12 protein-coding genes and 1 pseudogene are annotated in these 13686 nt (G+C 39.5%); all 13 read left to right on the top strand.

The features are described from left to right. Positions 1 to 375: 375 nt before the first annotated feature. The 13 genes and pseudogenes from ACFTQ7_RS02490 (at position 376) to leuD (ending at position 13481) form a co-directional block, all read left to right on the top strand. Positions 376 to 1551: an amino acid deaminase/aldolase gene (locus ACFTQ7_RS02490; protein ID WP_386827092.1), complete on the top strand. Its 1176-nt coding sequence runs from the start codon at positions 376 to 378 to the stop codon at positions 1549 to 1551. Then, on the top strand, positions 1539 to 1886 hold the full coding sequence (locus ACFTQ7_RS02485; RefSeq protein ID WP_386827091.1) for an FAD-binding protein: 348 nt from the start codon (positions 1539 to 1541) through the stop codon (positions 1884 to 1886). Before ACFTQ7_RS02490 ends, ACFTQ7_RS02485 begins: the two co-directional genes overlap by 13 nt. A 668-nt stretch (positions 1887 to 2554) precedes the next feature. Continuing rightward, the gene (locus ACFTQ7_RS02480) at positions 2555 to 2692 is read left to right on the top strand and encodes a helix-turn-helix domain-containing protein (RefSeq protein ID WP_386827090.1); all 138 of its coding nucleotides are present in this window, start codon (positions 2555 to 2557) and stop codon (positions 2690 to 2692) included. Further along, complete coding sequence (locus ACFTQ7_RS02475) at positions 2635 to 2784, top strand: zinc ribbon domain-containing protein (protein ID WP_386827089.1); 150 nt, start codon at positions 2635 to 2637, stop codon at positions 2782 to 2784. The genes ACFTQ7_RS02480 and ACFTQ7_RS02475 overlap by 58 nt, the downstream gene beginning before the upstream one ends. A gap of 240 nt (positions 2785 to 3024) precedes the next feature. Further along, positions 3025 to 3975 (top strand): D-arabinono-1,4-lactone oxidase, encoded by a 951-nt coding sequence (locus ACFTQ7_RS02470; RefSeq protein WP_386827088.1) that lies wholly within the window; start codon positions 3025 to 3027, stop codon positions 3973 to 3975. A gap of 353 nt (positions 3976 to 4328) precedes the next feature. Beyond that, the gene (gene ilvD, locus ACFTQ7_RS02465; protein ID WP_386827087.1) at positions 4329 to 5999 is read left to right on the top strand and encodes a dihydroxy-acid dehydratase; all 1671 of its coding nucleotides are present in this window, start codon (positions 4329 to 4331) and stop codon (positions 5997 to 5999) included. A gap of 467 nt (positions 6000 to 6466) precedes the next feature. Then, entirely contained in the window at positions 6467 to 8233 is a 1767-nt protein-coding gene (ilvB, locus tag ACFTQ7_RS02460) for a biosynthetic-type acetolactate synthase large subunit (RefSeq protein ID WP_386827086.1), read from the top strand. After that, positions 8230 to 8745, top strand: a complete 516-nt coding sequence (gene ilvN, locus ACFTQ7_RS02455; RefSeq protein WP_079562071.1) for an acetolactate synthase small subunit — start codon at positions 8230 to 8232, stop codon at positions 8743 to 8745. The genes ilvB and ilvN overlap by 4 nt, the downstream gene beginning before the upstream one ends. 98 nt (positions 8746 to 8843) lie before the next feature. After that, positions 8844 to 9878 carry a ketol-acid reductoisomerase gene (gene ilvC / locus ACFTQ7_RS02450; RefSeq protein ID WP_386827085.1) on the top strand — a complete coding sequence of 345 codons (1035 nt, stop codon included), beginning with the start codon at positions 8844 to 8846 and terminating at the stop codon, positions 9876 to 9878. 34 nt (positions 9879 to 9912) lie between these two features. Then, positions 9913 to 10070 (top strand): annotated as a pseudogene (locus ACFTQ7_RS02445) (2-isopropylmalate synthase); the annotation flags it as partial. Positions 10071 to 10333: 263 nt separating this feature from the next. Beyond that, positions 10334 to 11434 carry a 3-isopropylmalate dehydrogenase gene (leuB, locus tag ACFTQ7_RS02440; protein ID WP_349661399.1) on the top strand — a complete coding sequence of 367 codons (1101 nt, stop codon included), beginning with the start codon at positions 10334 to 10336 and terminating at the stop codon, positions 11432 to 11434. A 16-nt stretch (positions 11435 to 11450) separates the two neighbouring features. Further along, a complete protein-coding gene (leuC, locus tag ACFTQ7_RS02435) occupies positions 11451 to 12860 on the top strand; it encodes a 3-isopropylmalate dehydratase large subunit (protein WP_386827084.1) in 1410 nt (469 codons plus the stop codon). Between the two features lie 30 nt (positions 12861 to 12890). Then, the gene (leuD, locus tag ACFTQ7_RS02430) at positions 12891 to 13481 is read left to right on the top strand and encodes a 3-isopropylmalate dehydratase small subunit (protein WP_386827083.1); all 591 of its coding nucleotides are present in this window, start codon (positions 12891 to 12893) and stop codon (positions 13479 to 13481) included. Positions 13482 to 13686 lie beyond the last annotated feature (205 nt).

The following is a 13686-nucleotide window of genomic DNA, read 5'->3' as shown; positions in this document are numbered from 1 at the left end:
TGTCAGAAAAATGAATAAAATTTAATGTTGAGAATAGTTTGAAAATTGATTTTTCTGAGCGTATAATGTGAAAAAAGGAGAGTGGTCTATATGAATATGACAGCTATGAAACGTTTAAATCGCCAAGGATTTCTTATTGCAGGCTTGCATCTGCTAGTGTTATTAAACTTAGCAGCGGATTTTATATTCTCCTCGTAATCTCTTGAAAAATAGAAAGGTGAGTTAAATGCTTGTCCATTATTAAAACAACCGTGAAGGCATATTTTATTACATGTCCACGGTTGTTTTTTATTTGTCCTCATAGAATTTGCATAGAATTAAAAGGAATTTCTACGGTAAATGTCAAAGACAAAATACAAACAAAGGAGGGGTAGGATGACCACTAGATTTGATCGAGCGTTCCGTGAACTAGAGCGTCCTTTTGCTTGGGTGGACTTTGATGCACTGGATCACAATATAGCGACTGTATATGACTCCTGTGGGCAGAAAAATATACGTATTGCTACGAAATCGATTCGTTCTGTCGAGATATTACGCTATATACAAAATAATCTCCCCAATGTGAAGGGATTTATGACGTTTACTGCGGCAGAAACAATATTTTTACTTCAACAGCATTTTGATGATTTATTGCTAGGATATCCGGTGATGGAAGAGGCTGCTGTACGTCAGTTATTGCACTTCGTAAAGGCAGAAAAAACTGTCACTTTTATGGTCGATAGGTTAGAACATGTTCGATTTTTAGCGGAACTAGGGCGAGAGCTAGGCGTTCGTGTGCGAGTATGTATTGATATTAATGTATCCACGGATTTTAAGATGCTTTATTTTGGTACAAAACGCTCTTCGCTCCATTCACTTGAGTCACTAACACCATTCCTCGAATATATTAAAAATCAGGCTTTTATTGAGGTAGTTGGAGCGATGGGTTACGAGGCCCAAATTGCAGGAGTTGGTAATCGTCCAGCTAATTCTGTGAAAGGAAAATTGATTGAAGTTATGCAATTGCAAGCTAAAAAGCAAGTTACTCAGTTTCGTAGATTAGCCATTGCGCATATAAAAGCATATTTTCCAAGTTTGCACTTTGTAAATGGTGGTGGTTCAGGAAGTATGGCATACACAGCACAACAAAAGGAGGTAACAGAAATTACGGTTGGCTCAGCATTTTATGCACCTGCTTTATTCGACCAATTTACGCATCTACAGTTGGAAAAGGCAGCTGGATTTGCTTTAAGTGTCACAAGAAAGCCAGAAAAAAATATTGTTGTTTGTCACGGCGGAGGCTATACGGCGTCAGGGGCAATTAGTGCTGATCGCTTACCGGTATTCTATGATCCAACCTTTTTTTCATATCTTAACCTAGAAGGCGCAGGAGAAGTTCAGACACCCGTTAAGGTAAAACATAAAAATGTTCACGTAGGGGACACGCTTTATTTCCGGCATGCGAAGGCTGGAGAACTTTGCGAAAGATTTAAAGAACTACATGGAGTTAGAGGGGACAAGTATGTAGGAGCTTATACAACCTATAGGGGGGATGGACAATGTTTTCTATAGATAAATGGAAAAATGGTGAGAAGTGGACAAACTGGGCAGGTAATGTAATCTCTTATCCATCTGAGATGTACTTACCTCGTTCTATTGAAGAGGTTACAAATATCGTGGGGCATGCACGTGAATTTGGAAAAACGATTCGTGTCACAGGTGCAGCTCACTCCTTTAGCGCTGTTGCGATGCCTGAGCATATAGCATTGTCTTTACATAATATGCGTGGGCTTATAGCAGTGAATGAGGAGAAACAAGAAGCGACTCTTTGGGCAGGGACTTATTTATATGAAATAGGACCATTGCTTGCGAAGCATGGATTTGCCCTTATAAATATGGGTAACTAAACTGTTACAACAAATTTAGACAAACCTATACAAATCTGTATAGAAGCATAAATTTATAACAAAATACCCTTCGTATCAAGCGATTGGTGCGAACTCCACGTTAATTGCTTTTAACTCCTAAAGCCTTGTGACCAAAGCGGAGCTGGAAACGGCAGACGTAACGGTGCGAAAGCAGAAAAAATAACAAGGATGGCATAAGCTGAAAAAAATCACTCAGTGTCCGTAAAGGATCATCGTGACAACGGAAAACGGTGGCGCTAAGTGCTTTGACAATGGATGTTTAGCAGCGAAAGTCCTAAATCTCAAATGAGACAAGGAAGACGTTCAACGACTATCTCCTTGAGGGAGAGTAAAACCGCAAGCGAATGGCGGAAGAAAAATGTGGCTCTTATTAGAAAATAAGATGAAGATATAGTCTGCGCTTATGTGAAAACATAAGAGGTCTACTCGTGAGAGAAAGACTGCATGAAGGGTTGCGCCTCCGTGTGAACAAGAAAAATATATACAACTATAAAAATGTTAACAACCTCTCTAAATAGGGTAATGTGATTTTATCCTAGTGAAAGAGAGGTGATACGCATGGAATGAACGTCCATTGGGAAATTTGCTAAACAAAAGTTGGTCATTGGCTATTGTCGAGTCAGTACATCAAGTCAAGGTGAAAAACAATGATAATGGCGACAAAGATAAAACTAAAGCCAACTAAAGAACAAGAGGTTTTGTTTTGGAAGTCTGCAGGGACTGCGAGATGTGGTATCCATCATCAAAAACTTGTTCTAGTTGTGGACAAATCAAAATCGATTTGAGATTGAAAGACAGATTATTTATCTGCTCTTGCGGATTAAAGATGGATAGAGATTTGAACGCAAGCATTAACTTAGCAAATTATTCAATCTAAGGAGCTTAACTAAAAACTAACCCTTAGATGTGTACGCAACGATACTGCGGAATTTAAGCCTTTGGAGAGTCATACTAAATGGCAGTAGCTTTTTGCGAAATCAGACTCGGAGAATAAGGAAGACACACATACGAAAGTCGGAAGATATAAGTTGTGTCACAGTAGAGATGGCTACATTTTTTAAGAAATGTATATATTTTTCGTATCGGCGATATTCAAGAGCAAACGATTGCGGGAGCAGTGTCAACAGGGACCCATGGAACGGGCGTAACACTCGGGTCGCTATCCTCAGCTGTAACAAAATGGGGGTTTGTAGATGGTACAGGTACTTATAGGGAGCATATGAGAGGAATGGATGATTTATCGGAAGCTTTACATGTTTCATTAGGTATGCTTGGTGTGCTTGTTAAAGTGACGATCAAAGTAATCCCTCTTTACAGTTTACATTATGTAAGCACAAGAGATACTTTAGCAAATGGGTTGGCGATATTTGCTGAAGATATTCGACAGCATCGACATGTTGAGTGGTTTTATTTCCCTGGTAGCGAAACAATTCAAGTAAAGCGTATGAACGCTATAGCGCCTGTTTATCAGAGTGAATGGAGTAAAAGAATTGAAACATTGAAACTTCAAATAGTAGAGAACGGTGCTTTTTTTGCTATGTCAGAACTTTGTAAATGGAGGCCATCGTTTAGTGGTGCTATGAGTAAGTTAGCTGCAGCAAATGTTGTAGAAGGGGAGAAAATGGGGATAAGCTATGAAATTTATCCGTCTCCACGTAGCGTAAAGTTTCAAGAAAGTGAATATGCTATTCCATTAACGCAATTTGAGTCATGTATGGAGGAGATCCATTCAACTTTTAATAGTGGAATTTTTAATGTGCATTTTCCGTTAGAATGTCGGACGACAGCAGGTGAAGCAGGTTTTTTAAGTCCAACCCAAGGTCGAGAAACAGCGTTTATTGCCTTTCATATGTATAAAGGAATGCAGGAAGGTCCTTATTTTGAATGGGTCCATACGATGATGAAGAAATATAAGGGACGACCACATTGGGGCAAACTAAATCATTTAACTGCTAATTATGTATACGAGCTATACCCGGATGTTGAAAAATTTTTAGCCATTCGAAGTCAATGTGATCCTGATAATGTGTTTTTGACAGGGTACTTAAGAAAATTATTTACATTATAAGCGCTATCTCGTTAATTGCAGTTCTTCTCTTTTGAAAGATTAAGCAAAAATTATTAAAAGATTATTGAAAAAATTAAAATTTGAACGAAATGTCAAAATATTCACAGGAGCGAGATAAAAACGACGATTAGTCAGCATGAAAACGATTTCAAATTTTGTGGATTTTTTAAATTGTTTAGACAATTCAAAAAATACTGTTGACGAGACCTTTTTTTCGTACTATGATAACAACAATTTAACAAGTTCGTTACAGCAGTTAGTTGTCTTAGGCGATTAACATATACGCAAAAATAAAATAGACAGAACATTTCGTATATAGCAACGAACATAGCAATAAATGAGGGGCGTTTAAAATGAGAAGTGACATGATTAAAGTAGGCGTAGATCGTGCGCCACATCGAAGTCTTTTATATGCAACAGGCAAAGTAAAAGCGAAAGATTTAGGCAAGCCATTTATCGGGGTTTGTAATTCTTATATCGACATTATACCAGGTCACGTTCATTTACGTACATTTGCTGATGTTGTCAAAGAGGCCATTATTGAAGCGGGTGGAATTCCATTCGAATTTAACACAATCGGTGTAGATGATGGTATTGCAATGGGGCACATTGGTATGCGTTACTCGTTACCAAGCCGTGAAATTATCGCAGACTCTGCTGAAACAGTTATTAATGCACACTGGTTTGATGGCGTATTTTATATTCCTAACTGTGACAAAATCACACCGGGGATGTTAATGGCAGCAGTTCGTACTAACGTACCATCAATTTTCGTATCTGGTGGTCCTATGGAGGCAGGTACTTCTGCTACTGGCAAGCAACTTTCATTAACTTCAGTTTTTGAAGGTGTAGGAGCTCTTAAATCAGGCAAAATGTCATCTGAAGAGCTGTTAGATATTGAAAACAATGCATGCCCAACATGTGGTTCATGTTCAGGAATGTTTACTGCAAACTCTATGAACTGCTTAATGGAAATGCTAGGAGTAGCTTTACCTGGTAATGGAACAATCGTAGCTACTTCTGAAGAGCGCCATAAGCTTATTAAAGAAGCAGCTAAACAATTAGTCCGTATGGTTAAAGAGGACATCAAGCCTCGAGACATTATTACTAAAGAAGCAATTGATGATGCATTTGCACTTGATATGGCGATGGGTGGTTCGACAAATACAGTCCTCCATACATTAGCAATCGCCAATGAAGCTGAAATCGATTATAACATTGAAGATATTAATAAAGTAGCAGAGCGTGTTCCGTATCTAGCGAAAATTATGCCTGCTTCAGATATTTCAATGGATGATATAAATAAAGCAGGTGGCGTTAGTGCCATTATTAATGAATTAGTATCTATTCCGGGTGCTATTCACCCAAATCGACCAACTGTTGCAGGAGTAACAATGGGCGAACTTGTAAAGGATTATCACATTACAAATGATGAAGTTATTCGTACGAAAGATAATCCTTATAGCCCAGTTGGTGGTTTATCAGTTTTATTTGGTAATATCGCGCCAGACGGTTCAGTTATTAAAGTAGGCGCTGTAGACCCTTCTATCAAAGTATTCAAAGGTGAAGCAATCGTCTTTGATTCACAAGATGCAGCACAGGAAAATATTGATAACGGAACGGTAAAAGAGGGTCATGTAGTCGTCATTCGCTATGAAGGACCAAAAGGTGGCCCTGGGATGCCTGAAATGCTAGCACCAACCTCTGCAATTCAAGGTCGCGGTCTTGGTACAAAGGTTGCGTTAATTACGGATGGACGTTTCTCCGGTGCATCTCGCGGTATTTCAATCGGACATATTTCACCAGAGGCAGCAGAAGGCGGTCCTATCGCTTTAGTAGAGAATGGCGATGTGATCACAATTGATCTACCAAATCGTACGATCAATTTAGAAGTTTCAGATGAAGTATTAGCGGAGCGCCGTGCAAAATTACCGGTATTTGAACCGAAAATTAAGCGTGGTTGGCTAGCAAGATATTCTAAATTAGTAACAAACGCCTCTACAGGTGGCGTAATGAAAATTTAAAAAGGTAAAACGTTGATGAGGTTAAAGGTTCTAGAGCCTTGTATCTACCAGAGAGCCGGTCGTGCTGGAAGCCGGCGATACAACTAGATCCGACATCCCCTCGGAGTGAGCTATTAAACGCGTGTACGCAATTAGATAGCTCCGGGCATAATCGAAAGTGCTCGTTATTAATGAATAAATGATTTATGACATCGTTTTGGATGCGAGTGATTTCGCATAGGTGCATAAATACTTACATTTATTCGCGAGGTAGCAATTATTTGCTATAAACAAGGGTGGTACCATGGAAAGTCTTTTTCATCCCTACGCAAGGTAGTTCTTTGCGTGTGGAGAAAAAGGCTTTTTATTTTTTTAACGACGTTTGAAAGAGTCTGTTACCTCTTTTCAATGGGAGAACCAGCTAGTAACACTTCAATGATGCGCATTACTGATATGTGAAATTGAATGATAAGAAGGAGGCATATTTGATGAGTACGAATGTTTCTATCAATGAAAAAGAAGAATTAGCAACATCAGCAAAAGCTGAACAAACCTATCAAGCGAAAGATGGTGCTGACGTATTAGTGCAGGCACTTCATGAACAAGGTGTTGAAATTATTTTTGGTTACCCAGGTGGAGCGGTACTACCAATTTATGATGCCATTTATAAAAATCCGATTCGTCATATTTTAACTAGACATGAACAAGGTGCAATTCATGCAGCGGAAGGTTATGCACGTGTTTCCAATAAACCGGGTGTTGTTATTGCAACTAGTGGACCGGGGGCAACGAACTTAGTAACTGGTATTGCTGATGCAATGATTGATTCTATTCCATTAGTTGTTTTCACAGGTCAAGTTTCAACGGCTGTAATTGGTACAGATGCTTTTCAAGAAGCGGATATTATGGGGATTACGACACCAATTACGAAGCACAATTATCAGGTGCAGGATGTTAATGATATCCCGCGTATTGTTAAAGAGGCATTCCATATTGCGAGTACTGGTCGAAAGGGCCCGGTTGTAGTTGATTTTCCGAAAAACGTGTCTCAAATGCTATTTGATGTAGAGACCCCACCACAGGCACCTGATGAAATATATTTACCAGGTTATCAACCAACGTACAAACCAAATTATTTACAAATTCAAAAGGCTATACAGGCGATTTCATTGGCCAAAAAACCAGTTATTTTAGCTGGTGCTGGTGTTCTCTTCGCAGATGCCAAAGAAGAGTTAACAGCATTCGCTGAAAAATACCAAATTCCGGTAGCAAACACTTTGCTAGGACTTGGTTCAATCCATGGAGAGCATGATTTATTCATCGGCATGGCAGGAATGCATGGAACTGTAACAGCCAATACAGCTATTACAAAGTCAGACTTATTGTTGAATATCGGAGCTCGCTTTGATGATCGTTTAACTGGTAATTTGGCGACATTTGCTCCAAATGCGACAATCGTACACATCGATATTGATCCAGCGGAAATTGGAAAAAACGTGCCAACAGACATCCCAATCGTTTCAGATGCTAAAGAAGCTTTAAAAGCATTATTGAAAAAAGACTTCGATGGTCCGGATACAGCAGAATGGCTAACATTCTTAAATAATCATACAAAGGAATATCCATTATGGTACAGCAAGGAGCCGGGGGACAAAGAAGTATTACCGCAGGAAGCATTAGAGCTTGTGCATAAAATTACTGAAGGTGATGCAATTGTCACGACAGATGTTGGGCAGCATCAAATGTGGGCTGCACAATATTATCGATTAAACAATGATCATGGATGGGTAACGTCTGGTGGACTTGGTACGATGGGCTTCGGCTTCCCAGCTGCAATTGGCGCCCAGTTTGCGAAGCCAGACAAAAAAGTTGTTTCCATTGTAGGTGATGCAGGATTCCAAATGACTGCGCAAGAGCTTTCTATCCTGCAAGAGTTCAACTTACCGGTAAAAATCGTGATTTTAAATAACAGCTGTTTAGGAATGGTACGCCAATGGCAAGAAACATTTTATGAAGAGCGTTATTCATCTTCACTTATGCCGATCCAACCAGATTTTGTTAAATTAGCCGATGCATATAATTTGAAGGGCTATCGAATTAACACAATCGATGAAGCAGAGAGTATTTTCCGCGAGGCACTACTTTCTGATGAGCCAGCGTTAATTGATTGTCGTGTAAAACAACTTCAATGTGTTTACCCAATGGTAGCACCAGGCAAAGGCTTACATGAAATGATTGGGGTGAAAAAGAATTGAAACGAGTAATTACAGTAACAGTGATTAACCAAAGCGGTGTTTTAAACCGTGTAACAGGTTTACTTATGAAGCGCCAATTCAATATTGAATCAATTACAGTTGGTCATACTGAACAGCCAAACTTTTCGAAAATGACTTTTGTTGTAAACGTAGAGGATGAGCGTAAAATTGAACAGCTAGTGAAGCAATTATCAAAGCAAATTGATGTGTTAAAGGTCAATGACATAACAGATAAATCAATCGTGCTACGCGAGTTAGCGCTTGTAAAGGTAATTTCACCACCAAATTTACGTCTGGAAATGAATTCAATTGTTGAACCATTCCGTCCACAAATTATTGATACAGCGAAAAACGTTGTCACCTATCAAGTTGTAGGAGATCCAGATAAGATTGATGCCTTTATTGAACTTATTCGACCTTATGGTATTAAAGAATTAACGCGTACAGGGGCTACTGCATCTGTTCGTGAAACACAAAAAATCTCAAATTCGCAGCTCTCTATTTTAAAATAGTTTGCATATAAAATGGATAGCTTTGGATACATAGCCCTTAGTGGTTTACTGGCATCCGAAGTTTAAAAAAACAAACCAAAAATTAGGAGGAAACAACAATGGCTACTATGTATTATGATCAAAACATCAACGAGGAAGTATTAAAAGGGAAAAAAATCGCAATCATCGGTTATGGTTCACAAGGTCATGCACATGCCCTAAATCTTAAAGAATCAGGATTCGATGTAGTAGTAGGAGTTCGTCCAGGTGGATCTTTCGATGCAGCAAAAGCGGATGGAGTAGATGTAAAGACTGTTGCTGAAGCAGCGCAAGAAGCAGATGTTATCCAAATTTTACTTCCGGATGAGCGTCAAAAAGCTGTATATGAGGCTGAAATCGCTCCACATCTTGAAGCAGGTAAAGCACTTATGTTTGCACACGGCTTCAACATTCACTTCGGTCAAATTACACCGCCAGCAGATGTGGACGTATTCTTAGTTGCACCGAAAGGTCCAGGACACTTAGTTCGTCGTCAGTTCCAAGAAGGTGCTGGTGTACCAGGCTTATTCGCAATCCATCAAGATGCAACTGGTCAAGCAAAAGATTTAGCTCTAGCTTACGGTAAAGGAATCGGCGCAGCTCGTGGTGGTTTACTTGAAACATCATTCAAAGAAGAAACTGAAACTGATTTATTCGGTGAGCAAGCAGTACTTTGCGGTGGCGCTACACAATTAGTAAAAGCAGGTTTTGAAACATTAGTAGAAGCAGGCTACCAACCAGAGTTAGCATACTTTGAAACTCTTCACGAACTAAAATTAATTGTTGACTTAATGTTTGAAGGTGGTATGGCAACAATGCGTTACTCAGTATCAGATACAGCTGAGTGGGGTGACTATGTTGCAGGACCACGTATTATCAACGACTCCGTAAAAGCTCGTATGAAAGATGTTTTAACAGATATCCAAGATGGCACATTCGCTCGTCGCTGGATTCAAGAAAACGAAAACGGTCGTCCAGATTATACAAAATTCAAAGAAGCTGGTGCAAATCACCAAATCGAAGAAGTTGGTGCTAAATTACGTGCTATGATGCCATTCATCAATGAAGGTAAAGAAAAAGTTGTGAGAGAAGTGGCTACAAGCGTGAAAAATTAATATTTTCGATACAACACAAATTGCCAAGTAACCGGAGCGCCTAGGAGTGACAATTAGTGAAGCAGGTTTTCCTGCTTCGTCACCCGGTGACTTTGATGCGGTACATCGTATTGTAGGAACAGTAAAAAACTCTACTGTAACAGGATTAGCCCGCTGTGTATAAAAGATATCGATACAACTTGGGAAGCAATCGGCAAAAGCTTATTTAAATGCCATTAACCGTCATTTGATACAAGCAAACCTTCGTGCACAGCCTGTAAGTTAATCGATTTTCAAGCTTCTGTGTAAATGTCGCAGGTTTTGATGGTAGTGAATGGAATCAGCATAATGCACATTCCAAACGCAATTATGCCAATAACATGTAGTCGTAATATTGATGACCTCACCTATAAAAATTGGTGAGAGTATTACTAAAATAGCGTAGTCAACGCTATACAAAGAAAGGTGTTTTGACGATGGAGAAAAAAATTACAGTACTTCCTGGTGACGGAATTGGGCCAGAGGTTGTTGCTTCTGCTGTACGTGTATTACAGGTGATTGGTAAGCGATTCAACCATACATTCCATTTAGGTTATGCAACAATCGGAGGCGCTGCCATCGACCAACACAATAATCCACTACCAGATGAAACAATTGAGATGTGCGAAAACAGTGATGCAGTTTTACTTGGAGCCGTAGGTGGTCCGAAATGGGATAATAATCCTCCTGAATTACGTCCAGAAAAAGGTTTACTACGTATTCGCAAACATTTTGACTTATTCGCAAATCTTCGTCCAGTAAAGGCGTTCCCGAGTTTACTAGATGCTTCCCCATTAAAGCGTGAAGTAGCTGAAAATGTCGATTTAATAATTGTACGTGAATTAACAGGCGGCGTATACTTCGGGGAACCACGTATGCGTACTGAAAATGGCGCGATTGATACAACGGTTTATTCAACTGCAGAAGTTGAGCGTATCGTTGAAAATGCCTTTGAATTAGCACGTTTACGTGGAGGCAAATTATGCTCTGTTGATAAAGCAAATGTACTTGAAACAAGTCGTTTATGGCGCGAAGTAGTAGAAGCGAAGAAAAAGGATTATCCAGATGTGCATGTAGAGCATAATTTAGTTGACTCAGTTGCTATGAAATTAATTACAAATCCTAGTCAATATGATGTGGTAGTTACTGAAAATATGTTTGGAGATATTTTAAGTGATGAAGCATCTGTTATTACAGGCTCTTTAGGCGTACTACCTTCTGCGTCCATTCGCGGAGATAATTTTGGTCTATATGAACCAGTACATGGCTCAGCACCAGAAATTGCAGGTCAAGGTGTAGCTAATCCAGCAGCAACAATTCTTTCGGTTGCTATGATGCTACAATATTCATTTGGCTTAAAAGAAGAAGCAGCAGAAATTGAACGTGCTGTGAGTGCAGTATTTGATGATGGTTATTTCACTGCAGATCTTGCAAGTGACGGCGCTCGTATAATGTCGACAAATGAATGGACAGATAAAGTAATTAACGAAATAGATACAAGCTTTGTTTCAGAAAGCATTATGACAACATACATTTAAGAAATGAGTGAAGATAATGGGAAAAAATATAATTGAAAAGATTTGGGATAAACACGTCGTTTATCAGGAAGAGGGCAAACCGGACCTGTTATATATTGATCTCCATTTAATTCATGAAGTCACTTCTCCGCAAGCTTTTGAAGGTCTACGTTTGAACGGACGTCAAGTGCGTCGTCCAGATTTAAGCTTTGCGACAATGGATCATAACGTGCCTACAAAAAATCTACCGACGATTCATGATCCAATTGCACGTAACCAAATTGAAACGTTAGCTAAAAATGCTGAAGAATTTGGTGTCGAGCTTGCAGGAATGGGGCACCCTGACCAAGGTATTGTTCACGTAATTGGACCTGAGCTAGGTTTAACTCAGCCTGGTAAAACGATTGTTTGTGGGGACTCTCATACGTCCACACATGGTGCGTTCGGAGCGATTGCCTTCGGTATTGGTACATCTGAGGTAGAGCATGTATTGTCAACACAAACCCTATGGCAAAACAAACCAAAAACAATGGAAATTCGTGTAGAAGGTGAACTTCCTGTAGGTGTAGCTGCAAAAGATATTATTCTAGCGATTATTTCTAAGTTCGGGATTGGAGTAGGTACAGGACATATTGTGGAATTCACTGGAGAGGCTATCCACAAACTTTCTATGGAAGAACGGATGACAATTTGTAACATGTCGATTGAGGCGGGCGCAAAGGCAGGGTTAATTTCTCCTGACGAAACGACTGTTGATTTTATCCGTGGACGTAAACATGCACCTCAAGGAGAAAAGTTTAAGGAAGCGGCGAATTATTGGTTAAGCTTAGCATCAGATGAAGATGCAACATATGATACAGTTCGAATCATTCAAGCACAAGACATAGAGCCAATCATCACTTGGGGAACGAATCCGTCAATGGGTTCAGGTGTGTCAAGCCATGTTCCAACACAAGCAGATTATGAGGATGAGTCAGATAGAGCGGCTCTTCGAAAAGCGCTTTCTTATATGGGCTTAGAGGAAGGTCAACCGTTAACTTCAATCGATATTCAACACGTATTTATCGGTTCCTGCACAAATTCACGCATAAGTGATTTACGTGCAGCAGCAGATGTCATCAAAGGGCGTAAGGTGCATGAAAATGTAACAGCAATTGTTGTACCTGGCTCCTATTCGACGAAACAACAAGCAGAAGCAGAAGGATTAGATAGAGTCTTTACAGATGCTGGCTTTGAATGGCGTGAGACAGGTTGCTCAATGTGTCTGGCGATGAATGATGATGTAGTACCAGCTGGTGAACGATGTGCATCAACATCAAACCGCAATTTTGAAGGACGCCAGGGAGCTGGTTCTCGTACACACTTAGTTTCACCGCCAATGGCAGCAGCGGCAGCAATTGCTGGTCATTTTGTGGATGTTCGTGAATTCGTAAAGGAAACTGTGTAAATTCCATTTACACGGAAAGGATGATTGCAAATGGAACCAATTAATATCGTAAAAAGTGTGATAACACCACTTGATCGTAAAAATGTCGATACAGACCAAATTATTTCGAAAGAGTTTTTAAAGCGTATTGAGCGTACAGGGTTTGGGCAGTATTTATTTTACCATTGGCGCTTCGACGCAGATGGTAATGAAATAAAAGACTTTGTGTTAAACAAACCTGAATTCAAAAACTCTAAGATTTTAGTAGCACAAGATAACTTCGGCTGTGGTTCTTCTCGTGAACATGCACCGTGGGCAATAGTAGATTACGGCTTGAATGTAGTGATTGCACCATCATTCGCAGATATTTTCCATAATAACTGCTTCAAAAATGGGATATTACCAATCAAACTGGCTGAAGCAGAGTGTGATGAAATTTTAGCAAAAGGCTTAGAAAAAACGTACACGATGGAAGTCAATTTGGAGGCACAAACAGTAACGGGTGAAGATGATGTAGTTTATAAATTTAACATCGACCCTTACTATAAAGAAACATTGCTGAATGGTTGGGATGAAATTGCTCTTACCTTTAAATACGAAGAACAAATCGCTGCTTATGAAGCAAATCGTATTGCATTTTAATAGCTGAAGGGATTTCCTTATGACTGAAGACAGACTTGTTGTCTTCAGTTTTTTTATTGCTTAATTTAGGAATTGTTCGGGTAGGAGTGGGTAATGAAAAAAAGCTCTTTGACCGGTAAATGTCTAGACCTAATCACTTTACATAATAAAAATACGTTATTTTAATTCGTCATTTATTTGTAAAAAATGTATAACGAATTGAAGC

Source organism: Lysinibacillus sp. NPDC056959, from assembly GCF_042674095.1.
GTDB classification, from domain to species: Bacteria; Bacillota; Bacilli; order Bacillales_A; family Planococcaceae; genus Lysinibacillus; species Lysinibacillus zambalensis.
The sequence above is the reverse complement of the archived record's forward strand: the minus strand, read 5'-3'. Positions and strand labels throughout refer to the sequence as shown.

Coding starts and splice junctions, on each gene's coding strand:
- ACFTQ7_RS02485 (WP_386827091.1), top strand. CDS start 1,539: ATGTTTTCTATAGATAAATGGAAAAATGGTGAGAAGTGGACAAACTGG.
- ilvD (WP_386827087.1), top strand. CDS start 4,329: ATGAGAAGTGACATGATTAAAGTAGGCGTAGATCGTGCGCCACATCGA.
- ACFTQ7_RS02490 (WP_386827092.1), top strand. CDS start 376: ATGACCACTAGATTTGATCGAGCGTTCCGTGAACTAGAGCGTCCTTTT.
- leuC (WP_386827084.1), top strand. CDS start 11,451: ATGGGAAAAAATATAATTGAAAAGATTTGGGATAAACACGTCGTTTAT.
- ilvB (WP_386827086.1), top strand. CDS start 6,467: ATGAGTACGAATGTTTCTATCAATGAAAAAGAAGAATTAGCAACATCA.
- ilvC (WP_386827085.1), top strand. CDS start 8,844: ATGGCTACTATGTATTATGATCAAAACATCAACGAGGAAGTATTAAAA.
- ACFTQ7_RS02475 (WP_386827089.1), top strand. CDS start 2,635: ATGTGGTATCCATCATCAAAAACTTGTTCTAGTTGTGGACAAATCAAA.
- ACFTQ7_RS02480 (WP_386827090.1), top strand. CDS start 2,555: ATGATAATGGCGACAAAGATAAAACTAAAGCCAACTAAAGAACAAGAG.
- leuB (WP_349661399.1), top strand. CDS start 10,334: ATGGAGAAAAAAATTACAGTACTTCCTGGTGACGGAATTGGGCCAGAG.
- leuD (WP_386827083.1), top strand. CDS start 12,891: ATGGAACCAATTAATATCGTAAAAAGTGTGATAACACCACTTGATCGT.